The following is a 21,307-nucleotide window of genomic DNA, read 5'->3' as shown; positions in this document are numbered from 1 at the left end:
TTGTGCGGCCCCCCAGGCCCTAGAGGAAGGTGTCCGCGTGCCCCGCCGCAGAATCAGCTTCTGGTACCGCTTCGCAGCGGTCCTCTGCAAACCGCCACTGGTGGTTCTGATCAAGCGGGACTGGCGCGGAATGGAGAACATTCCGGTCGAGGGCGGATTTATCACCGCGGTCAACCACAATTCCCACGTCGACCCCTTCGCGTATGCCCACTATCAGTACAACACCGGGCGGGTTCCGCGATTCCTGGCGAAGGCCGGGCTTTTCAAGAAGGGATTCGTGGGGGCCGCGATGCGGGGCACCGGGCAGATCCCCGTGTACCGCGAGAGCACCGATGCGCTGAGCGCCTTCCGGGCCGCGATCGACGCCGTGGAGCGCGGCGAATGCGTCGCCTTCTACCCCGAGGGCACCCTCACCCGCGACCCCGACGGCTGGCCGATGACCGGCAAGACCGGTGCCGCCCGCGTCGCTCTGCAGACCAAGTGCCCGGTGATTCCGGTCGCCCAGTGGGGCGCCAACGAGTTGCTGCCGCCGTATGCCAAGAAGCCCAACCTCCTTCCGCGCAAGACCCACCGCGTGCTCGCGGGCCCGCCGGTGGACCTCACGCGCTTCTACGACCGGGAGATGAGCCCGGACCTCCTGAAGGAGGCGACCGAGGTCATCATGGCGGCCGTCACCGCGCAGCTCGAGGAGATCCGCGGCGAGAAGGCGCCCGAGAGGCCCTACGACCCGCGCCAGGTGCGCATCGAACAGCGCCGGCGGACCGCGGCCTACGAAAGAGCGCAGGCGCAGCAGAAAGCGCAACAGAGGGCACAGCAGGAAGAGGAGCAGAGCACGTGAGCACGCCGGTCAAGGCAGCCGTCTTCGGGACCGGATCGTGGGGTACGGCCTTCGGCATGGTGCTCGCCGACGCGGGCTGCGACGTCACCCTGTGGGCGCGCCGCGCCGAACTCGCCGACGCGGTCAACTCCACGCGTACGAACCCGGACTACCTGCCGGGCGTCGAACTCCCGGAGAACCTGCGGGCCACCACCGACCCCGCCGAGGCCGCGCGCGCCGCCGACTTCACCGTGCTCGCCGTCCCCTCGCAGACCCTGCGCGGGAACCTCGCCGAATGGGTGCCGCTGCTCGCACCCGACACGGTCCTCGTCTCCCTCATGAAGGGCGTCGAACTCGGCTCCGCGATGCGGATGAGCGAGGTCGTCGAGGACGTCGCCAAGGTCGGCGCGGACCGTATCGCCGTGGTCACCGGGCCCAACCTCGCCCGGGAGATCGCCGCCCGCATGCCGGCCGCCGCCGTGGTCGCCTGTGCCAACGAAGCCGTCGCCCAGCGCCTCCAGGCCGCCTGCCACACGCCGTACTTCCGCCCGTACACCAACACCGACGTGGTCGGCTGCGAACTCGGCGGCGCGGTCAAGAACGTGATCGGGCTCGCCGTCGGCATCGCGGACGGCATGGGCCTGGGCGACAACGCCAAGGGCTCGCTCATCACGCGGGGACTCGCGGAGACCACCCGGCTCGGCCTGGTCATGGGCGCGGACCCGCTGACGTTCTCCGGTCTCGCGGGCCTGGGCGACCTGGTGGCGACCTGTTCCTCGCCGCTCTCGCGCAACCACACCTTCGGCACCAACCTCGGCAGGGGCATGACCCTCCAGGAGACCATCGCGGTCACCAAGCAGACCGCCGAGGGCGTCAAGTCCTGTGAGTCCGTGCTGGATCTGGCCCGCAGACACGGCGTCGACATGCCGATCACGGAGACGGTCGTCGGCATCGTCCACGAGGGCAAGCCGCCGGTCGTCGCCCTCAAGGAGCTGATGTCGCGCAGCGCGAAGCCGGAGCGGCGCTGAGCGACCGCGAGCGACCGGTCGTGCGCGACGCTCCGCAACGGCCGGTACGACGCTGAGCGACCGTCCGCGCGATGCTGGACAACGGCCGCCGTGGGGCGCTGACTCACCGCCGTACCAGCGGGTACTCTCAACGCGATATGAGCACCGAGAACCTCCCCCAGAGCCCCGAGCAGCCGCCTCGCAAGCCGCGTGTGGCCGTCGTATTCGGCGGTCGCAGCTCCGAACACGGGATCTCCGTGGTCACCGCCGGCGCCGTCCTGCGCGCCATCGACCGGACGAAGTACGACGTCCTGCCGATCGGCATCACCCGGGACGGCCGCTGGGCGCTCACCGCCGACGAGCCGGAGCGGATGGCGATCACCGACCGCCGTACGCCCAGCGTCGAGGAACTCGCCGAGTCGAACGAGGGCGGGGTCATCCTGCCCGTCGACCCGGCCAACCGCGAAGTCGTCTACAGCGAGCCGGGATCGGTCCCCAAGGCGCTGGGCGAGGTCGACGTGGTCTTTCCCGTGCTGCACGGCCCGTACGGCGAGGACGGCACCCTCCAGGGCCTCCTGGAGCTGTCCGGCGTCCCGTACGTCGGCGCGGGCGTCCTCGCCTCGGCGGTCGGCCAGGACAAGGAGTACATGAAGCGGGTGTTCACCTCCTTCGGGCTGAAGGTCGGCCCGTACGTGGTGATCCGGCCGCGCGAATGGGAGCGCGACGAGTCCGCCGCCCGCAGGAAGATCGTCGACTTCGCGGGTGAGCACGGCTGGCCGTTGTTCGTGAAGCCCGCACGCGCGGGTTCCTCGATCGGCATCACCAAGGTCGACGACCTCGCCGGCCTCGACGAGGCGGTCGCGGAGGCACAGCGGCACGACCCGAAGATCATCGTGGAGGCGCTGCTGCGCGGCCGCGAGATCGAGTGCGGGGTCCTGGAGTTCGAGGACGGGCCGCGTGCCTCGGTCCCCGCCGAGATCCCCCCGGCCCAGTCGCACGCGTACTACGACTTCGAGGCGAAGTACATCGACTCCACGCCCGGCATCGTGCCGGCGCCGCTGACGCCGGAGGAGACCGCCGAGGTGCGGCGGCTCGCCGTGGAGGCCTTCGAGGCCACCTCCTGCGAGGGCCTGGTGCGCGCGGACTTCTTCCTCACGGAGGACGGCGATTTCGTGATCAACGAGATCAACACGATGCCCGGCTTCACGCCGATCTCGATGTACCCGCAGATGTGGCAGGCGAGCGGTATCGCCTACCCGGAGCTGGTCGACCGTCTGGTGGAGGCGGCGCTGCGGCGTTCGACGGGCTTGCGTTAGTCGTCCACCCGTACGTCAGTCGGCGATCCCTTCGGGGATCGCCTTCTTGATGGGCTTCGCGAGGTCGACGAGCGAACCGGCGCCGTTCTTCGCCTGCTCCGCGGAGAGCCGGACCTCGACATATGCCCTGCGCAGGCTGGTGGTGAAGACGTAGGAGCCGTCGTCGTGCTCCCGCACCAGCCAGCCCACGCCGTTCACCTCGGTGGTGGACGCCTTCGGGTCGAGCATCTCGGCGGGCCGTTCCACACCGCAGCGCAGTATGATCGCCGGGCTTCCCCAGCCCGCGGTCAGCGCGGACCGGGGCTCGGGATCTTTCCGCTCGAGGCCGTCCACCTTCTTCGGCAGCACCTTGTCCAGGTTCTGGCACAGCTCGGTGACCTTCGCGTCCGGGCTGGGAACCGTGGCCGAGGCGTTGTCGTCTGCCGAGGAGCAGCCCGTGGCGGCGATCAGCAGTGCGAGCACGGGCAGCCCGAAGAAAGTGTTGGGCCGGTGACGGGAGAAGTCCACCGGCCAAGGGTAGACGGGGGCTACAGGTGCACCACCGGGCAGGTCAGGGTACGGGTGATGCCGTCCACTTGCTGGATCTTCGCGACGACCATGCGGCCGAGTTCATCGACCGTCTCGGCCTGGGCCCGCACGATGACGTCGTACGGTCCTGTCACGTCCTCGGCCTGGATCACCCCCGGGATCTTGCTGATCGTCTCGGCGACGGTCGACGCTTTGCCGACCTCCGTCTGGATCAGGATGTACGCCTGTACCACGGAACCTCCAGGGCGGCCACGAGGATCATGTGGGGAAAAGGAACGCCACGGTATCGCGTCGTCGCTCGCTGCGGGGAGACCCGCGGGGGCTGTGGCGTGCACGCCGGAAGATCCGGGCGACACAAGTTGACGGTCGACTCGACCGTACCGAGGACATCGACGGCTCGCGACCGCACCGACGACGGCACGCAAGCCGCAGCGCGGACAGGTACAGCGCAGACAGGTATAGAAGGGGCAATACGACAATGAAGGGCACCGTTGGCGAGTTGGGGGAGTTCGGGCTCATCCGAGAGCTCACCTCGCGCCTGACCACCACTCCGGCGGTCCGGGTCGGCCCCGGCGACGACGCCGCGGTGGTAGCCGCGCCCGACCGCAGGGTGGTGGCGAGCACCGACATCCTCCTGGAGGGCCGGCATTTCCGCCGCGACTGGTCCACGGCGTACGACGTCGGACGCAAGGCGGCGGCGCAGAACCTCGCGGACATCGCCGCCATGGGCGCCGTACCGACCGCGCTGCTGCTCGGTCTGGTCGTACCCGCGGAACTTCCCGCCACCTGGCCGTCCGAGCTGATGGACGGCCTGCGTGACGAGTGCCAGGTCGCGGGCGCGGCCGTGGTCGGCGGGGATGTGGTGCGCGGGGACACGATCACCGTGGCGATCACCGCGCTCGGCGATCTGCGTAATCACGAGCCGGTGACGCGGGGCGGGGCGCAGCCCGGCGACGTGGTCGCCGTGACCGGCTGGCTGGGCTGGTCCGCGGCCGGGCACGCGGTGCTCTCGCGCGGCTTCCGTTCGCCGCGCGCGTTCGTCGAGGCGCACCGGCGCCCCGAGCCGCCGTATCACGCCGGTCCCGCGGCCGCCGGGCTCGGCGCGACGGCGATGTGTGACGTGAGCGACGGGCTGATCGCCGACCTGGGGCACATCGCCGAGGCGAGCAAGGTCCGGATCGACATCCGCTCCGGCGCCATCGACATCCCGACCCAGATGAACGACATCGGCCAGGCCGTCGGGGTCGACCCCATCCAGTGGGTGCTGACCGGCGGCGAGGACCACGCGATCGTGGCGACCTTCCCGCCGGACGTGAAGCTGCCCGCCCGCTGGAAGGTGATCGGCGAGGTCCTCAACCCGTCGGCGCTGCCGCAGGTCACCGTGGACGGGGCGCCGTGGTCCAGCAAGGGGGGCTGGGACCACTTCGGGGACATCGAGTAGGGAGTGCCGTCGAGCCGCGTCCGGCCCCGGGTTTCCGGGGTGGACGCGGCTCGGCCGTATGTCGGCACAGCAAAAAGCCGGTCCACGAGTGGACCGGCTTTGAGCAGCGAACCAGCAGTGGCCGCGCGCTAAAGAAACGTCAGCGCGAGACCTTGCCGGCCTTGATGCACGAGGTGCAAGCGTTCACGCGCTTCGGCGTCCCGCCCACCACGGTACGCACACGCTGGATGTTCGGGTTCCAGCGACGGGGCGTACGGCGGTGGGAGTGCGAGATGTTGTTGCCGAAGCCCGGCCCCTTGCCGCAGACGTCGCAGTTGGCAGCCACGGGTCACTCCAAAGACTTCAGATGCACTTACGGTTGATCCCGGCATGCCGGAATCGAGATCGGAGGATCTGAGTGGCGGTGCCAGGGGGAAGGCCCGATCAGATCGGGCAACCGGAGCAGCATACAACGACTGCGTCCGTGGAACGAAACTACCATGGCTGCGAGGGGCTCCGACCTGGGCCCCGGAGCCGGACCACCCCGGCGGCCCCTCCTCCGGGCCCCCTTCGCTCTCGTCCCGGCCCTTGACCGCGGCCGGCCCGCGCCCTTGCCAGCGGCTTCGTCACGGCCCTCGCCCCGGCGGTCTCGCGGCGCTCTTGCGGCCCTCTTCCGGAACGGCCCCGCTCTGGGTCTACGCTGCGTCCAGTCCAGCAGCTCAAGGAGGCGCAGGTGCCGCAGGTGCCGCAGACATTCGATGCTCTCGCGGTGCGCACCTGGTGCGGTCTCGCGCTTCAGGCGCTGGGGCGGGCGCGGGCGGAGATCGACGCCATCAACGTCTATCCCGTGGCCGACGGGGACACCGGGACGAACCTCTATCTGACCGTGGAGTCGGCGGCCACGGCGGTCGAGGCGGTCTTCGCCGGGCACGACGCCATGGGCGCCGTGGGCGGGACATCCGACGCCGCTTCCGCCGGGCCGGGGCGGCCGACGCTCGCCGACGCGGTCCAGGCCATGGCGCACGGTGCGCTGATTGGCGCCCGCGGGAACTCCGGGACGATCCTCGCGCAGCTGCTGCGCGGTATGGCCCAGGTGCTCGCCGCCGACAGTGAGACCGCGCACACCGACGGGCAGGGCCTGCGGCTCGCGCTGCGGCACGCGGCCGACTCCGCGCGCGAGGCCGTCGCGCACCCCGTGGAAGGCACCGTCCTCACCGTCGCCTCGGCCGCCGCCGACGCGGCCACCGGGGCCGAGGACGGCTGCGGGTCGGTCGCGCGCGCGGCGTACGAGGGTGCCTGTGCGGCGCTGGCGGCGACACCCGGTCAGCTGGCCGTGCTGCGGCGTGCCGGGGTCGTGGACGCGGGCGGGCGGGGGCTGGTGGCGGTGCTGGCGGCTCTGGTGCAGACCTTCACGGGGGAGGCGCCGGGAGCCTCGGGGGCCGTCGTCCACGCGCGCGTGGACGACGAGGCCGCGGCGGGGCGTCCCGACGCGGGGGAGTGCGGGGACGGACCCCCGGCGGAGGGCGGGCCCGCGTTCGAGGTGATCTATCTGCTCGAAGCCGATGACGCGGCCGTGGGCCGGCTGCGGTCCCGGCTCGACGGGCTGGGGGAGTCGCTCGTGGTGGTCGGCGGGGACGGCCTGTGGAACGTCCACGTGCACGTCGACGACGCCGGTGCCGCCGTCGAGGCCGGGGTCGAGGCGGGACGGCCGTACCGGATCCGGATCACCCACTTCGCGGCCGGGGACGTGCACACCGGCGGCGCCGGGCGACCGCCGCGGGAACCGGCTCAGCGGGCCGTGGTGGCCGTGGTGCCGGGGGAGGGGCTGGCCGGGCTGTACGCGGAGGCCGGGGCGACCACCGTGCTGGCGCGGGCCGGGGAGCCACCGGTGAGCGGAGAGCTGGTGGACGCGGTGCGGCGGGCGCACGCGCGCGAGGTGGTCCTGCTGCCGAACGACGCGGAGCTGCGCCACACGGCCGCGGCGGCCGCGGAGCAGGCGCGGACGGAAGGGGTGCGGGTCGCGCTGATCCCGACCCGCTCGGCGGTGCAGGGCATCGCGGCGCTCGCCGTGCACGAGCCGGAGCGGCGCTTCGACGAGGACGTGGTGGCGATGACGTCGGCGGCGGGAGCGACCCGCTACGCCGAAGTCGCCGTCGCGGAACGGCAGTCCTGGACGATGGCGGGCATCTGCCAGGCCGGGGACGTCCTCGGCCTGATCGAGGACGACGTGGCGGTGATCGGCTCCGACGTCACGGAGACGGCGGAGATCATTCTCGACCGCATGCTCGCGGCGGGCGGCGAGATGGTCACGCTGGTGCTCGGCGACGAGGCTCCGGAGTCGATCGCGGCGCATCTGGAATCCCGGGTACGGGAGTCCTACCTGGCGGTCGACACGGTGGTGTACCGGGGCGGCCGTCAGGGGCCGTTGCTGCTGATCGGCGTGGAGTAAGGGCCCTGCCGTGCGGGCCGTGCGGGCCGTGCGGGCCGTGAGGGCCGTGAGGGCCGTTAGGGACGTAAGGGCCGTGGAGCAGGGGGCAAAGGGCCAGGAGCTGCTGTGTGCCGGGTGCCCGTCCGTGCGACAGGCACCCGGCGACCCGGGTCACTGTCCCGTCCGCGTCCCCAGCAGCTCCAGCATCCGGTCCGCCTCCGCGCACCGCGCCCGTGCTGTCTCGTCGTCCGCCTCCTGCCGGTTCGCGTAGGCCGCGAGGACCGCACGCGCGCGTGCGGTCGCCTCGGCGGGGCGGTGGAGGTCGGCCTCCAGCCAGCCCGCCGCCAGTTCCGCGCCCGTACGCAGGTCGAGCGCGCTCGCGCCGAGCGGTGCGAACACCGCGACCGCCCGCGTGACGTGGCCCAGCGCCTCCTCGAACGCCCCCTGGAAGTCGGCGCCCCGGTCCCCGTCCTGCACCGACCGTGCGACGAGGTCGCCGAACTGCCGGTGGGTGTGGCCGAGTTCGGCGACGAGTCGCTCCCGCGCGCCGTCCTCGCCCTCGGTGGCGCCCTCCAGCGCCGCCTCGCACTCCCGCACCGCCTGCGCCATCAGCTCCCGCGCCGGGTCGAGTTCGTCCTCCTCCCGCGCCGCGAGCCAGGCGCGGGCGCGCAGGGCACGTGCCAGGCCGTGGACGTTGCCCAGGTCGCGCCAGAGGTCACCGGCCCGCGTGTACGCCCGGTCCGCCTCGGCCGGCAGGCCCGCGTGGCCGAGGGCCTCCGCGGCCAGATGCGCCAGCATCGCGTGGTCACGCTGCTCCGGCCAGTGCCGGGCGATCTCCGCGGCCCGCAGCCAGCGCTCCGCGGCCTCCCGGTGCTCCCCCAGCTCGGTGTGGCAGTCGCCGAGCCACCACTGGGTCTGCACGAGCGCCCCGTCGCCGTGCGTCTCGGCGGTCAGATCGGGCAGCGCGGACTCCAGCACCTCCGCCGCCTCGGCCCACCGCCCCTGCTGGAGGAGGAAACCACCCAGCTGGTGCCGTGCCCAGGCGCCGAACGTCGGGCCCTCGCCCGCCTCGTCGGCCCAGTGCGCCGCCTCCAGGGCGTGCTCCGCGGCGGGACCGAACTGCCCCGTCGTGCCCAGCACTTCGGCCAGCTGGAGATGCAGTTGCGCCTGTCCCGCCGGCTCCAGGTACTCCACACCGTGCTCCAGCGCCGAGCGCGCCGCCCGCTCCGCCTCCACCGCGTCGCCGAGCTCCCGGGCGATCCCGGCGAGCCGCGCCTCGTATTCCACCGCGAACCACGGCAGCCCGGCGGCGAGGAAACCTTCCGCCGCCTGAGCCAGCAGCTCCGCCGCCGTCATCGCGTCCCCGGTGAGTGCCGCCAGCTCCCCGAGCATCGCCCGCGCCTCGGCGGCCCGCGAGGCCAGCCGCACCTGTGCGATGTGCGGCTCGGCGAACTCCAGCAGCTCCCGTACGGCCTCCTCGGCGGCGGCCACGGTCGTGCCCGCGCCCTCCGTCTCATGCACCCGGTGCACCAGAATGCGCGCCCGTCCCACCAGCACGGCCGCCGTCTGCCGCACCCCGGTCCCGTCCTTTGCGAACAGGGCGCGGACCTGCCGGTGCAGGTCGTTGATCGTCCGCAGCGCGTCGTCGGAGTGCCCCGTCAGGGCGCGTACGTACGCTCCACGCGCGCGTGCCGCGAGCGCCTCCCCGGGGTCGCCCGCCTCCGCGTACAGCTCGGCCGCCCGTTCGAAGAGCGGGGCGCCCTCCGGGCCGCGGCTCATCGCCTCGTGGTCGGCGATCTCCGCGCGGTCGCGGGCGTCCAGCTCGTGGTCCCCGGCGGCGCGTGCCACCGCCGCCCACGCGTCCATGGCGTCCGGGCGCAGCGCGTCCGAGCGGCCGCGTGCCTCGGCCAGTACGTCCCGCAGATCCCGTTCCACGGCCGGGGCCGGGGCGGAGTCCGGGGCGGCCGGCGGCCGGGGCGCCGTCGGTGCCGGGCGCGTCGAGCGCACGCCCAGCGGCAGCCGGTCCACCAGCGGGCGCCGGTCCATCCGCTCGCGGGCGCGCTCGCTGACGTGGGCCGTGCCGTTGCGCTCGTCGAAACGGGCGGCCAGCGCGAGCGCCTCCGCGCGCGCGTGGGCGGCGAGTTCGCGCGCGCTCCACACACGGCCGGCCGGACCGGGGACCGTCTGCTCGCCGAGGCCCAGTTCGACGAGCCGGTCCATCAGCAGGGCCACCACGGCCATGAAGTCCAGCTTGCTGCGCGGCTCTCCGGAGTCCGTGAAGTAGGCGGGCCGCTCGGCCAGGAGTTCGAGGGCGCGTGCCTCGTTGCCGGAGAGCGCGCAGAACTCCACGTGGTCCGCGTACGCACCGCGCATGCTCTCCATCGGGCGGATCAGCCTGAAGCCACGCAGGTGGTGCGCCCGCGCCTCGTCCAGGCGGCCCAGGCGCAACAGCGGCACCAGGGAGGAGGCGAGGATCGCGTGCGGCTCGTGGGCGCACACGTACTCGCCCTCCACGACCGGGCGCCACACCTCCAGGGCGTCGGCGTCCGCGCCCTTGCGCGCCTGCCACCAGCCCTGGTCGTGCAGCTCGCACGCGTGGCAGTCGGCCATGCTGTCCCGGTCGGCGGCCAGCCAGGCGGCGTACGCCCGTTCGGCGCGCGCCAGGTCCCCGATGTGGTTCGCGACGCTGAACTCGGCGCTGCGCACCGCTCGTTCGGAGTGGCCGGCCAGACGGTAGCGGTGCTCCATCTCGCCGAGCCACTTCTCTATGGAGGCGAGCGGGATGTGCGGCTGGCCCAGCATGCCCGCCGACATCCACTTGAAGACCCAGTGCAGCGAGTGGATCTCGTACTCGTCGAAGTCCTCGGGCCGCTCGTCCCACATGCGCAGCAGACGCGCGAAGGGGACGAACATCTTGTCCTTCTCGGAGCTGTAGTTGTAGACCTTCAGCTGGTGCCCGAGCGCCTCGATCACGGCGAGCGGGATGTTCAGCTTCTCCGCCTCGGTGAGCAGCTGCTCCGCGCGCGCGTTGCGGGCGGGGCCCTCCGGCTGCTCGTAGTTGTCCGCCATCGCCCGGCGCAGCGTGTCGAAGTCCATGGTCTGGCTCATCGGGCACCGTCCTCCGGGAAGCTGGGGTGGGTGGCCCATTCGAGGAGGCCTATGAAAGCGCGGTTGAGGAGCGCGGAGTCGGCCGGGCGCAGCGGGCGCTGGGCCATCAGCAGGGCCTGTCCGTACAGGGACTCCGTGGCCGTGCCGATCAGCTCCCGGTCGTCCAGGGAACTGATCCGCCGGATCAGCGGGTTGAGGTGGTTGAGCACCAGACGCGCGCGTGGGGCACTGCCCCGCAGGGAGCCGAGGATGCCGGCCCACAGGTCGTCCGCCTGCTCCTCGGCCTCCGCGCGGGCCTGCTCGTGACGGGCCGCCCGGTCGTCCAGGTGCAGCGCCGGCACGGACAGCGGGTGGAAGGAACGCAGGACCACGTCGCAGCCCAGGGGATCGAGCTTGGCGCGGGCCGCGGACAGGAAGCCGGACAGCGCCAGCTCCTCGGCCGGGTCGACCGCGTCCAGGTGGGCGGTGACCGTGTCGGCGTCCAGCTCGGCCACCACCGTTCCCGGGCGGACCGAGGGCAGCGCCTCCACCAGCTCGCTGTCGTACGTGTAGCCGCCGTTGACGACCCCGACGCCCTGCGCGGACGCGATCGGCGCGACCTGGCGGTACTCCTCCACGGTCCGCGTGAAGTGCACCACCGGGTGCCGCTGCGCGAACTCCTCCAGGGACAGCCGCCCGTCGGTCGTCTCGAAGGGGAGCCACGGCAGCATCGTGCGCAGCATCTCCTTGTCGTGCCGCGCCAGGGACTTCACGCCCAGGTAGTGCACGGAGAGGAAGGCCGCCAGACGATCCGGGTCACCGGCCGCGAGACCCGTAAGCCAGGCCCGTATCCGCTCGCCCAGCGCCTCCCGCACCGCCGCCAGCGTCTCGTCCTCGTACAGCGACTCGCGCGAGGCCGTGGGGCGCAGACTGTCCGTGTCCAGGACGCAGCGCACGAAGAACGCCCAGTCGGGCAGCAGCTGTTCGGCGCGCTCGGTGAGCAGCATGCCCTTCAGGTGCACACGGTGGCTCGCGCGCTGGGCGGGGCTGACCGCGGACGGCAGCACGTACGCCACGCCCCGGATCCCGGCGAGCGGCACGTTCAGCTCGATCGAGTCCAGGGGCGTGAAGCCGAACAGGTCGTGGCAGTGCCGCGCCAGCGCCACCCTGCGGGTGGTGGGGCTCGGGTACGAGCGGTCCCAGGGCGCCGGCAGATCGGTGATCGCCTCGTCGCCCACCCGGACGTCGTACGGCAGCAGCGACCCGAAGTCCCGCGCCAGCGACAGGACCCGCTCCGCGGACAGCCAGTCGGCGGCCCCGGCCCGTGCCACCAGGTGCACGGTGGTACCGGGCTCGGGGCGCGCCTCGTGCGGCAGCGTCCGCACGGTGTACGAGCCGTCGTCGGCCGCCGTCCACTCCACGGGCGCCGCGTCGGGCGTACGCGCGCTGCGGCTCACGACCCGGATGCGCTCGGCGACCACGAAGCACGCCAGCAGTCCGATGCCGAACTGCCCGAGAAAGTCGGAGCGGGCCTCCTGGAGGCCGTCGTCCCGCTTGGAACTGCGGCCGATCGTCGCGAGGAGGCTGTGCACGTCGGACTCGGTGAGCCCCACGCCGGAGTCCTCCACACGCAGGGTGCCGCCCTCCGCGTACAAGCGCACCCGCGCGGGCGCTTCGGGCTGCTCGGTCCGGCGGGCGGTGATCGCGTCCACGGCGTTCTGCAACAGCTCGCGCAGATAGACCTTCGGACTGGAGTAGAGGTGATGGGAGAGGAGGTCCACGAGGCCGCGCAGGTCGACCTGGAACGTATGCGGTGACTGGGATGCCTGGGATGACTGTGAGGTCTGGGAGTCCATCGTCGCAGCGCCGTTGGTGGGGGGACGGGCGACGGCGCGGGGTCGGGCGGTCCCGGGAGGAGGCGACCGCGAGGGGATGGCCGGGGCGCGCCATCTTAGGCCCTGTACTCGCATTTCTGCCTGCCTCGCGTCGCCTGGCGCACACGCTCGCCGTGCTGCGGGAACGGCCCGGCAGCTCCTCCGCCAAGGTGCAAGGACCGGGGGGACTCCCTTCGCGGGCCTCGTCGCGGACCTCCCCGCGCCTTGCGAGCGCACGCTCCGGACGCCACGAGGCCCGCCCCGCGGACCGGCGACGGGTCCCCGACGACCGGTACCGGGTCCGGAACGAGCCGTCTGACCAGCGGCTTTCCAGGGCGTATACGGCAATGTCAGTGCCGTGGTGTGCAATGGATCTCGTGCCCGCGCTCGAAGAACCACTGAAGAAGGTGCTCGGACCCGCCACCGCGAAGGTGATGGCCGAGCACCTCGGCCTGCACACCGTCGGAGACCTGCTGCACCACTATCCGCGCAGGTACGAGGAGCGCGGGCAGCTCACCCACCTCGCCGACCTGCCCATGGACGAGCATGTGACGGTGGTCGCCCAGGTCGCCGACGCCCGCCTGCACACCTTCGCCTCGGCCAAGGCACCCCGCGGCAAGGGCCAGCGCCTCGAAGTGACCATCACCGACGGCAGCGGCCGCCTCCAGCTGGTCTTCTTCGGCAACGGCGTGCACAAGCCGCACAAGGACCTCCTGCCGGGCACACGCGCGATGTTCTCGGGCAAGGTCTCCGTCTTCAACCGCCGCCTCCAGCTGGCCCATCCGGCGTACGAGCTGCTGCGCGGCGCCGACGACGAAGCCGCGGAGAGCGTGGACAGCTGGGCCGGCGCCCTCATCCCGATCTACCCGGCCACCGCCAAGCTGGAGTCCTGGAAGATCGCCAAGTCCGTGCAGACGGTGCTGCCGAGCGTCCAGGAGGCGCTCGACCCGCTCCCCGACTCCCTCCGGGACGGCCGTGGCCTGATCTCCCTGCCCGAGGCCCTCCTGAAGATCCACCGCCCCCACACCAAGGCGGACATCGAGGACGCCCGCGCCCGCCTGAAGTGGGACGAGGCCTTCGTCCTCCAGGTGGCCCTGGCCCGCCGCCGCCACGCCGACGCCCAACTCCCGGCCGCGGCAAGGAAACCCAAGCCCGACGGCCTCCTCACCGCCTTCGACGCCAAGCTCCCCTTCACCCTCACCGAAGGCCAGCAGAAGGTCTCCAAGGAGATCTTCGACGACCTGGCGACCGAGCACCCGATGCACCGGCTGCTCCAGGGAGAGGTGGGTTCCGGTAAGGCTCAGCCCCTCGACTCGCTGGTGCTGGCCCCCACGGGTTTCCGACGGATGGGAGACCTGCGGGAGGGCGACGAGGTTGTCGTGCCCAACGGAGAGATCGCACTGATCGACGGGGTATTCCCCCAGGGAGTGCGTGACGTCTGGCGCATCGTTCTCTCCGACGGAAGTTCCGTGGAGTGCGACGACGAGCACCTCTGGATCGTCGGTACGAGTTGCGGGTGGCATCGTGGCCAGACGCCCAAGGTGATGACCACGCGGGAGATCCGCCTCGACACGTTCAAGGCGAACGGGTCGTCAAAGTGGTACGTCCCTGCCGCGACCCCGGTCGACCTGGGACCGGATGTCGGCCTGCCACTGGATCCCTATCTTTTCGGGCTGCTGTTGGGCGACGGCTCATTCCGACACAATCTGCGTTTGTCCACGGTCGATGACGAGATCCGCGACGCTGCGGCGGATGCCGTGGCACCTGACTGCCGGCTGGTTCCCGTGACGGGTTCCCGCTGCGACTACACCATCCAGCTGAAGCAGCGCTCCGGCGGTGTGCGGAATCCTGTCATCCAGGCTCTGCGCAGGCTGGATCTGTGGGGTAAGACGTCCCACGGCAAGTTCATTCCCGAGGACTTCAAGAACACGTCGATCAAGAACCGTCTCTCGCTCCTGCAAGGGCTTCTGGACACTGACGGCACGGTGCACGCGGATGGGATGAGCGTCTCTCTCCGCTCCGCATCGCTCAGACTCGCAGAGGATGTCGCCTGGCTCGTGCGTTCGCTGGGGGGCCGGGCGCGAGTGCTGCCCGAGAAGGCCGCGTTCCATGTGTCGGTGGCGCTCCCTGATGAGTACGCGCCCTTCAGGCTGTCCCGTAAGGCCGATCGCGTGCGCCCGCGCCCGAAATACAACACATTCCGACGAGGCATTCGAGCCGTCGAGTACGTAGGTCGCAAACCGGCCCAGTGCATCAGTGTCGGTCACCCGAGCCACGCTTATGTCACTGACAACTTCACAGTGACCCACAACACCATGGTGGCGCTCCGCGCCATGCTCGCCGTCGTCGACTCCGGCGGGCAGGCCGCCATGCTCGCCCCCACCGAAGTGCTCGCCCAGCAGCACCACCGCTCCATCACGGAGATGATGGGCGAGCTGGCCGAGGGCGGGATGCTCGGCGGGGCCGAGCACTCCACGAAGGTCGTGCTGCTCACCGGCTCCATGGGCGCCGCCGCGCGGCGGCAGGCCCTGCTCGACCTCGTCACCGGTGAGGCCGGGATCGTCATCGGCACGCACGCGCTGATCGAGGACAAGGTGCAGTTCCACGACCTCGGTCTGGTCGTGGTGGACGAGCAGCACCGCTTCGGGGTCGAGCAGCGCGACGCCCTGCGCGGCAAGGGCAAGCAGCCGCCGCACCTGCTCGTCATGACCGCCACGCCCATTCCGCGGACCGTCGCCATGACCGTCTTCGGCGATCTGGAGACCTCCGTCCTCGACCAGCTCCCCGCCGGCCGCTCGCCGATCGCCAGCCATGTCGTCCCGGCCGCCGACAAGCCCCACTTCCTCGCGCGCGCCTGGGAGCGCGTGCGGGAGGAGGTCGGCAAGGGCCATCAGGCGTACGTCGTGTGCGCCCGCATCGGTGACGAGGAGGACGACCCCAAGAAGGCCAAGAAGAAGTCCCCGGAGGACGAGGCCGAGAAGCGGCCCCCGCTCGCCGTCCTGGAGGTCGCGGACCAGCTCGCCAAGGGCCCGCTCCAGGGCCTGGGGGTGGAGGTCCTGCACGGGCGGATGCCGCCCGACGACAAGGACGCCGTGATGCGCCGCTTCGCCGCCGGCGAGAGGGACGTCCTGGTCGCGACGACGGTCATCGAGGTCGGGGTGAACGTGCCCAACGCCACCGCGATGGTGATCATGGACGCGGACCGTTTCGGCGTCTCCCAGCTGCACCAGTTGCGCGGCCGCGTCGGCCGTGGCTCGGCCGCCGGGCTCTGTCTCCTGGTGACCGAGATGCCCGAGGCGAGCCCGGCCCGCCAGCGGCTGAACGCGGTGGCGTCCACCCTCGACGGCTTCGAGCTCTCCCGCATCGACCTCGAACAGCGCCGCGAGGGCGACGTCCTCGGCCAGGCCCAGTCCGGCGTCCGCTCCTCGCTGCGCATGCTCGCCGTCATCGAGGACGAGGAGATCATCGCCGAGGCCCGCGAGGAGGCGGCCGCAGTGGTCGCCGCCGACCCGGAGCTGGGGCACCTCCCGGGCCTGCGCACCGCCCTGGAGGCCTTGCTGGACGAGGAGCGCGAGCAGTACCTGGACAAGGGCTGACAGACTGGGCCCGACACATCACGAGCGCAAAGGACCCTCATGACCCGCGTGATCGCCGGTCGGGCCGGCGGACGCCGTCTGGCCGTCCCGCCGGGCAACGGCACCCGTCCCACCTCCGACCGCGCGCGCGAGGGCCTCTTCTCCACCTGGCAGGCCCTCCTCGGCGGCCCGCTGGACGGCGAGCGGGTCCTCGACCTGTACGCCGGCTCCGGCGCCGTCGGCCTGGAGGCGCTCAGCCGGGGCGCCGGGCACACCCTCCTGGTGGAGGCCGACACCCGCGCGGTCCGCACCGTCCGCGAGAACGTGAAGTCGCTGGGCCTCCCCGGCGCCGAGGTCAGAGCGGGCAAAGCGGAACAGATCGTCCAGACTCCGGCGTCGGCGGACCCGTACGACATCGTCTTCCTCGACCCCCCGTACGCGGTCTCGGACGACGATCTTCGCGAGATTCTGCTCACACTCCGCACGGGGGGCTGGCTCGCGGGCGAAGCCCTCGTCACCGTGGAGCGCAGCACCAGAGGCGGCGAATTCCGGTGGCCGGACGGCTTCGAGCCGATCCGGTCCCGTCGTTACGGCGAGGGAACGTTTTGGTACGGTCGCGCCGCCTCTACGTGCGAAGACGCACGATGACCGGACCGGAGAGCGAGGGACCTCAGTTGCGCCGCGCCGTCTGTCCCGGGTCATTCGACCCGATCACCAACGGACATCTCGACATCATCGCCCGCGCCTCCAAGCTGTACGACGTGGTGCACGTCGCGGTGATGATCAACCAGTCCAAGAAGGGCCTGTTCGAGGTCGACGAGCGGATCGAGCTGATCCGCCAGGTCACCGCGGAATTCGGGAACGTCGAGGTGGAGTCCTTCCACGGCCTCCTCGTCGACTTCTGCAAGCAGCGCGACATCCCCGCGATCGTCAAGGGCCTGCGCGCCGTCAGCGACTTCGACTACGAGCTGCAGATGGCCCAGATGAACATCGGCCTCTCGGGCGTGGAGACCCTCTTCGTCCCCACCAACCCCACCTACAGCTTCCTGTCCTCCTCGCTCGTCAAGGAGGTGGCGGCCTGGGGCGGCGACGTCTCGCATCTGGTGCCGCCGGCGGTCCTGGAAGCCCTCAACGGGCGCCTCAAGCAGGACTGAGAAGCTCGCGGGAGGCCCGGGGGCCCTCAGGGGTCTCCCGGGAAGCCCCCGGAACCTGACAGCCCGTCACCCGGTGTCGGGTGGCCGCCGACTGGTCGTACAGTCGACCCGTCCGTCTCCATCAAGCTGTAGAGAGTGGCGAGCACACGGTGGACGTGCAGAAGAAGCTTGATGAGATCGTCGCGGCGGTCTCCGGCGCCCGGTCCATGCCCATGTCGGCCTCCTGCGTGGTCAACCGCGCCGAGCTGCTCTCGATGCTCGAAGAGGTGCGTGAGGCGCTGCCCGGCTCCCTCGCCCATGCCCAGGAGCTGATCGGCGACCGCGAACAGATGGTCGAGCGGGCCCGCCAGGAGGCCGAGCGGATCATCGAGACCGCACACGCCGAGCGCGGCTCCCTGATCTCCGACACCGAGGTCGCCCGCCGCTCCCGGAACGAGGCGGACCGCATCCTCTCCGAGGCCCGCCAGGAGGCCGAGGAGATCCGCACCGAGGCCGACGACTACGTCGACTCCAAGCTCGCCAACTTCGAGGTCGTCCTCACCAAGACCCTCGGCTCCGTCGGCCGCGGCCGCGAGAAGCTCCTCGGCACCGGGCCCGGCGTCGACGAACAGGGATTCGAGGACGAGGACGCCCCCGAGCGCAGCCACGACCCCGAGACCCTGCGCCACAACGCCGACGCCTACGTCGACGTCAAGCTCGGCGCCTTCGAGGCCGTCCTCGCCAAGACCCTGGAGGCCGTCGGCCGCGGCAGGCAGAAGCTGCACGGCCGCATCGCCAGCGACGACCTGGGCGCCCTCACGGACGACGGAACGCCCGTCCAGCACACCAGCGACGCCGACTACCTGGCCGGTCTGGCGGACCTCGGCAACACCCCCGACCAGCCCTCGGCACCGCCCCAGACCCCCCAGGCCCCTGAGATCCCGGCTCAGCCGCAGTACGGCGGGCAGGACGCCTACGCGTACCAGCAGCAGACCCCCGATCCCTACGGCTACCAGCAGCAGTACGGCCAGCAGGACGCGTACGGCTACCAGCCGACGGCCGACCCGTACGCCGCGTACCCGCAGCAGGGCTACGACCAGCAGACGGCGTACGACCAGAACCAGCAGCAGGGCTACTCCCAGCCGCAGACGCACGACTCCCAGCCGCAGGCACACGACCTGGACGAGGCCAGCCTCTTCGACACCAGCATGATCAGTGCGGAGCAGCTGCGGGCCTACGAACAGGGGCGCGGCGGTCACTGAGCGTCGGGAGCGCCACCGGATTGGGCCGAGAGCGAAAGGTCCAGTATCCTGGCTGTTCGGTCGCGCGTACGTCCGCGATCTCAGCTGCCCGGGAACTCACAGGGCGGCGACATCATGAGTTTCGAAGATCGAAAGCAGGAATGGCCCTGAACGCCCGCCTCGACCACCGCAACCCTCTCGTGTTCGACACACACGAGCTGGGGCGGCGTCCTGGCGCGCTGCAGCGCCTGACCCGCACGATCGACGCTCCCCGGGATCTCGGGATCCAGGGAGTCATCGGAGTGCCGGAAGGCGCGCCGGTGGAGCTCAGGCTCCGCATCGAGTCGGTCATGGAAGGGGTGCTTGTCACAGGCACCGCCCGTGCACAGGCCGAGGGGGAGTGCGTAAGGTGTCTGGAGCCGCTTGAGCAGCAGCTCGAAGCGGACTTCCAGGAGATGTTCTCGTACCCTGACGCCGACGACCGGGGCCGCGAAAAGGCGGAGCCGGTCGACGACGCCGAGGAAGACGAGGACAGGCTCTTTCTCGAGGACGGCCTGTTCGACCTCGAAACCGTGCTGCGTGACGCGGTGGTGCTTGCACTGCCGATGCAGCCGGTGTGCCAGGACGACTGCCCGGGCCTGTGCTCCGAATGCGGAGCCCGGCTCGCGGACGACCCGGACCACCACCATGACGCCGTCGACATCCGTTGGGCGGCACTGCAGGGACTCGCCGGTTCACTCGAAGACGGCGAGAAGGACGAGATGAGCGGCGGCGCGCTTCCATCAGCGCACGTCGACGAGAAGCAGGAGAAGTAGCCGTGGCTGTTCCGAAGCGGAAGATGTCGCGCAGCAACACGCGCCACCGCCGGTCGCAGTGGAAGGCTGCGGTCCCCACCCTGGTTGCGTGCGAGCGCTGCCACGAGCCCAAGCTGCAGCACATTGCGTGCCCGTCTTGCGGCACTTACAACAAGCGCCAGGTCCTCGAGGTCTGAGCGGCTGGTGAGAGGTCTGATGTCTGACGCCAAGGCGGACTCAACCGCCAAGAAAAAGGCGGACAACACAGCCTCGTCCCACACGCTTCTGGAAGGGCGGCTCGGCTACAAGCTCGAGTCCGCCCTTCTGGTGCGTGCGCTGACCCACCGTTCGTACGCGTACGAGAACGGCGGCCTGCCCACCAACGAGCGTCTGGAGTTCCTCGGGGACTCCGTACTCGGCCTCGTGGTCACGGACACGCTGTACCGCACCCACCCCGACCTCCCAGAAGGCCAGTTGGCCAAGCTGCGGGCCGCGGTGGTCAACTCACGTGCGCTGGCGGAGGTCGGTCGCGGACTCGAACTGGGCTCCTTCATCCGGCTTGGCCGGGGCGAAGAGGGCACGGGCGGCCGGGACAAGGCATCCATCCTCGCCGACACCCTTGAAGCGGTGATCGGCGCGGTCTATCTCGACCAGGGTCTCGAAGCGGCGGGCGAACTCGTTCACCGGCTCTTCGATCCGCTGATCGAGAAGTCCTCGAATCTGGGCGCGGGCCTGGACTGGAAAACCAGCCTCCAGGAGCTCACCGCGACCGAGGGGCTCGGCGTGCCCGAGTACCTGGTCACGGAGACCGGCCCGGACCACGAGAAGACCTTTACTGCTGCCGCCCGCGTCGGAGGCGTCTCGTACGGCACCGGCACCGGCCGCAGCAAGAAGGAAGCGGAACAGCAGGCCGCGGAGTCCGCGTGGCGTGCGATCCGCTCCGCGGCGGACGAACGCGCGAAGGCAGCCGCCCAGGCCGCTCAGACGGCGGCCGAGGCCGCCGAGCGCGCCCAGGGAAACGCCGACGCGTCCTCGGCGTCCGCCTGATCAGTCAACCGAGCGCCCGCCCCGACCGGGGCGGGCGCTATGGTGCGTGGGGGAGTCGTCATGCCCGAATTGCCCGAGGTCGAGGTTGTACGGCGAGGCCTGGAGCGGTGGGTCGCCCACCGCACCGTCGCCGATGTCGAGGTGCTGCACCCACGTGCCGTACGACGCCACACCGCGGGCGGCGAGGACTTCGCGCACCGCCTGAAGGGCCGGCGGGTCGGGGTGCCGAGCCGCCGCGGAAAGTACCTCTGGCTCCCGTTGGAGACGACCGACACGGCCGTCCTGGCGCATCTCGGAATGAGCGGTCAGCTGCTGGTGCAGCCGCACGACTGTGCCGACGAGAGGCATCTGCGCATCCGGGTGCGCTTCGCCGACGCCCTCGGCACCGAACTCCGCTTCGTCGACCAACGCACCTTCGGCGGGCTCTCGTTGCACGACACCACGCCCGACGGTCTGCCCGACGTCATCGCGCACATCGCCCGTGACCCGCTCGACCCGCTCTTCGACGACGCCGCCTTCCACGAGGCGCTGCGCCGGAAGCGTACGACCGTCAAGCGGGCCCTGCTCGACCAGTCGTTGATCAGCGGCGTCGGCAACATCTATGCGGACGAGGCGCTGTGGCGGGCGCGCATCCACTACGAGCGCCCCACGGCCGGCTTCACGCGCCCGCGTACGGCCGAACTCCTGGGCCACGTACGGGATGTGATGAACGCGGCCCTCGCCGTCGGCGGCACCAGCTTCGACAGCCTGTACGTCAACGTCAATGGCGAGTCCGGCTACTTCGACCGCTCACTCGACGCCTATGGACGTGAGGGGTTGCCCTGCCGGCGCTGTGCCACCCCGATGCGGCGACGGCCGTGGATGAACAGGTCCAGCTACTTCTGCCCCAAGTGCCAGCGGGCGCCGCGCGTCACCGTGTAGGCGGTTGACGGGGCAGGGGGCCGGGTGGGGCCGCGCTTCCGGCGGGACATGCTTCGGGTGGCACGGCGAATGGCCCGGGTAGGGAATGCGCCCTACGATAGTTGTGGGTTTTGTCCTTA

Annotated in this window: 18 protein-coding genes; 13 read left to right on the top strand and 5 right to left on the bottom strand. The window is 71.2% G+C overall.

Features of this window, described 5'->3' with window-relative positions; all coding sequences use genetic code 11:
• Positions 1 to 37: 37 nt before the first annotated feature.
• From SAVERM_RS13955 to SAVERM_RS13945, 3 genes are all read left to right on the top strand, one after another.
• Positions 38 to 838, top strand: coding sequence for a lysophospholipid acyltransferase family protein (locus SAVERM_RS13955; protein WP_010984113.1), 801 nt, complete (start codon positions 38 to 40; stop codon positions 836 to 838).
• Entirely contained in the window at positions 835 to 1,845 is a 1,011-nt protein-coding gene (locus tag SAVERM_RS13950; protein ID WP_010984112.1) for an NAD(P)H-dependent glycerol-3-phosphate dehydrogenase, read from the top strand. The genes SAVERM_RS13955 and SAVERM_RS13950 overlap by 4 nt, the downstream gene beginning before the upstream one ends.
• A 137-nt stretch (positions 1,846 to 1,982) precedes the next feature.
• On the top strand, positions 1,983 to 3,140 hold the full coding sequence (locus SAVERM_RS13945; protein WP_010984111.1) for a D-alanine--D-alanine ligase family protein: 1,158 nt from the start codon (positions 1,983 to 1,985) through the stop codon (positions 3,138 to 3,140).
• Positions 3,141 to 3,155: 15 nt separating this feature from the next.
• Here SAVERM_RS13945 and SAVERM_RS13940 read toward each other — a convergent pair whose 3' ends face one another.
• Together SAVERM_RS13940 and SAVERM_RS13935 are read right to left on the bottom strand one after the other, a co-directional pair.
• Positions 3,156 to 3,647: a DUF3515 domain-containing protein gene (locus SAVERM_RS13940; RefSeq protein ID WP_010984110.1), complete on the bottom strand. Its 492-nt coding sequence runs from the start codon at positions 3,645 to 3,647 to the stop codon at positions 3,156 to 3,158.
• Positions 3,648 to 3,667: 20 nt separating this feature from the next.
• Positions 3,668 to 3,901: an Lrp/AsnC family transcriptional regulator gene (locus tag SAVERM_RS13935; protein ID WP_010984109.1), complete on the bottom strand. Its 234-nt coding sequence runs from the start codon at positions 3,899 to 3,901 to the stop codon at positions 3,668 to 3,670.
• Positions 3,902 to 4,146: 245 nt separating this feature from the next.
• Here SAVERM_RS13935 and SAVERM_RS13930 point away from each other — a divergent pair, with 245 nt between their 5' ends.
• The gene (locus SAVERM_RS13930) at positions 4,147 to 5,109 is read left to right on the top strand and encodes a thiamine-phosphate kinase (RefSeq protein WP_010984108.1); all 963 of its coding nucleotides are present in this window, start codon (positions 4,147 to 4,149) and stop codon (positions 5,107 to 5,109) included.
• 139 nt (positions 5,110 to 5,248) lie between these two features.
• On the opposite strand, the gene rpmB is transcribed toward SAVERM_RS13930, so the two are convergent.
• Entirely contained in the window at positions 5,249 to 5,434 is a 186-nt protein-coding gene (rpmB, locus tag SAVERM_RS13925) for a 50S ribosomal protein L28 (RefSeq protein WP_004924906.1), read from the bottom strand.
• Positions 5,435 to 5,821: 387 nt separating this feature from the next.
• Here rpmB and SAVERM_RS13920 point away from each other — a divergent pair, with 387 nt between their 5' ends.
• Positions 5,822 to 7,537, top strand: a complete 1,716-nt coding sequence (locus tag SAVERM_RS13920) for a DAK2 domain-containing protein (protein ID WP_010984107.1) — start codon at positions 5,822 to 5,824, stop codon at positions 7,535 to 7,537.
• A gap of 150 nt (positions 7,538 to 7,687) precedes the next feature.
• Here SAVERM_RS13920 and SAVERM_RS13915 read toward each other — a convergent pair whose 3' ends face one another.
• Together SAVERM_RS13915 and SAVERM_RS13910 are read right to left on the bottom strand one after the other, a co-directional pair.
• Positions 7,688 to 10,624, bottom strand: a complete 2,937-nt coding sequence (locus tag SAVERM_RS13915) for a tetratricopeptide repeat protein (protein WP_171033192.1) — start codon at positions 10,622 to 10,624, stop codon at positions 7,688 to 7,690.
• Entirely contained in the window at positions 10,621 to 12,459 is a 1,839-nt protein-coding gene (locus tag SAVERM_RS13910) for an HSP90 family protein (RefSeq protein WP_010984105.1), read from the bottom strand. The genes SAVERM_RS13915 and SAVERM_RS13910 overlap by 4 nt, the downstream gene beginning before the upstream one ends.
• Before the next feature lie 386 nt (positions 12,460 to 12,845).
• On the opposite strand from SAVERM_RS13910, the gene SAVERM_RS13905 reads away from it, so the two are divergent.
• The 8 genes from SAVERM_RS13905 to mutM all read left to right on the top strand — a co-directional run bounded on the left by SAVERM_RS13905 (position 12,846) and on the right by mutM (position 21,188).
• Positions 12,846 to 16,073 (top strand): helicase-related protein, encoded by a 3,228-nt coding sequence (locus tag SAVERM_RS13905; RefSeq protein WP_010984104.1) that lies wholly within the window; start codon positions 12,846 to 12,848, stop codon positions 16,071 to 16,073.
• Positions 16,074 to 16,112: 39 nt separating this feature from the next.
• Positions 16,113 to 16,700 carry a 16S rRNA (guanine(966)-N(2))-methyltransferase RsmD gene (gene rsmD, locus SAVERM_RS13900; protein WP_010984103.1) on the top strand — a complete coding sequence of 196 codons (588 nt, stop codon included), beginning with the start codon at positions 16,113 to 16,115 and terminating at the stop codon, positions 16,698 to 16,700.
• Positions 16,701 to 16,726: 26 nt separating this feature from the next.
• A complete protein-coding gene (coaD, locus tag SAVERM_RS13895) occupies positions 16,727 to 17,206 on the top strand; it encodes a pantetheine-phosphate adenylyltransferase (RefSeq protein WP_010984102.1) in 480 nt (159 codons plus the stop codon).
• A 149-nt stretch (positions 17,207 to 17,355) separates the two neighbouring features.
• Entirely contained in the window at positions 17,356 to 18,447 is a 1,092-nt protein-coding gene (locus tag SAVERM_RS13890; protein ID WP_010984101.1) for an ATP synthase F0 subunit B, read from the top strand.
• A gap of 140 nt (positions 18,448 to 18,587) precedes the next feature.
• Entirely contained in the window at positions 18,588 to 19,241 is a 654-nt protein-coding gene (locus SAVERM_RS13885; RefSeq protein WP_010984100.1) for a YceD family protein, read from the top strand.
• Between the two features lie 2 nt (positions 19,242 to 19,243).
• On the top strand, positions 19,244 to 19,417 hold the full coding sequence (gene rpmF, locus SAVERM_RS13880) for a 50S ribosomal protein L32 (RefSeq protein WP_007493396.1): 174 nt from the start codon (positions 19,244 to 19,246) through the stop codon (positions 19,415 to 19,417).
• A gap of 19 nt (positions 19,418 to 19,436) precedes the next feature.
• Positions 19,437 to 20,267, top strand: coding sequence for a ribonuclease III (rnc, locus tag SAVERM_RS13875; protein WP_010984099.1), 831 nt, complete (start codon positions 19,437 to 19,439; stop codon positions 20,265 to 20,267).
• Between the two features lie 60 nt (positions 20,268 to 20,327).
• Positions 20,328 to 21,188: a bifunctional DNA-formamidopyrimidine glycosylase/DNA-(apurinic or apyrimidinic site) lyase gene (mutM, locus tag SAVERM_RS13870; protein ID WP_010984098.1), complete on the top strand. Its 861-nt coding sequence runs from the start codon at positions 20,328 to 20,330 to the stop codon at positions 21,186 to 21,188.
• The last annotated feature ends 119 nt before the right edge of the window (positions 21,189 to 21,307 follow it).

This window comes from Streptomyces avermitilis MA-4680 = NBRC 14893 (assembly GCF_000009765.2).
Classification (GTDB): domain Bacteria; phylum Actinomycetota; class Actinomycetes; order Streptomycetales; family Streptomycetaceae; genus Streptomyces; species Streptomyces avermitilis.
This window is presented reverse-complemented; position numbering and strand designations above follow the sequence as displayed.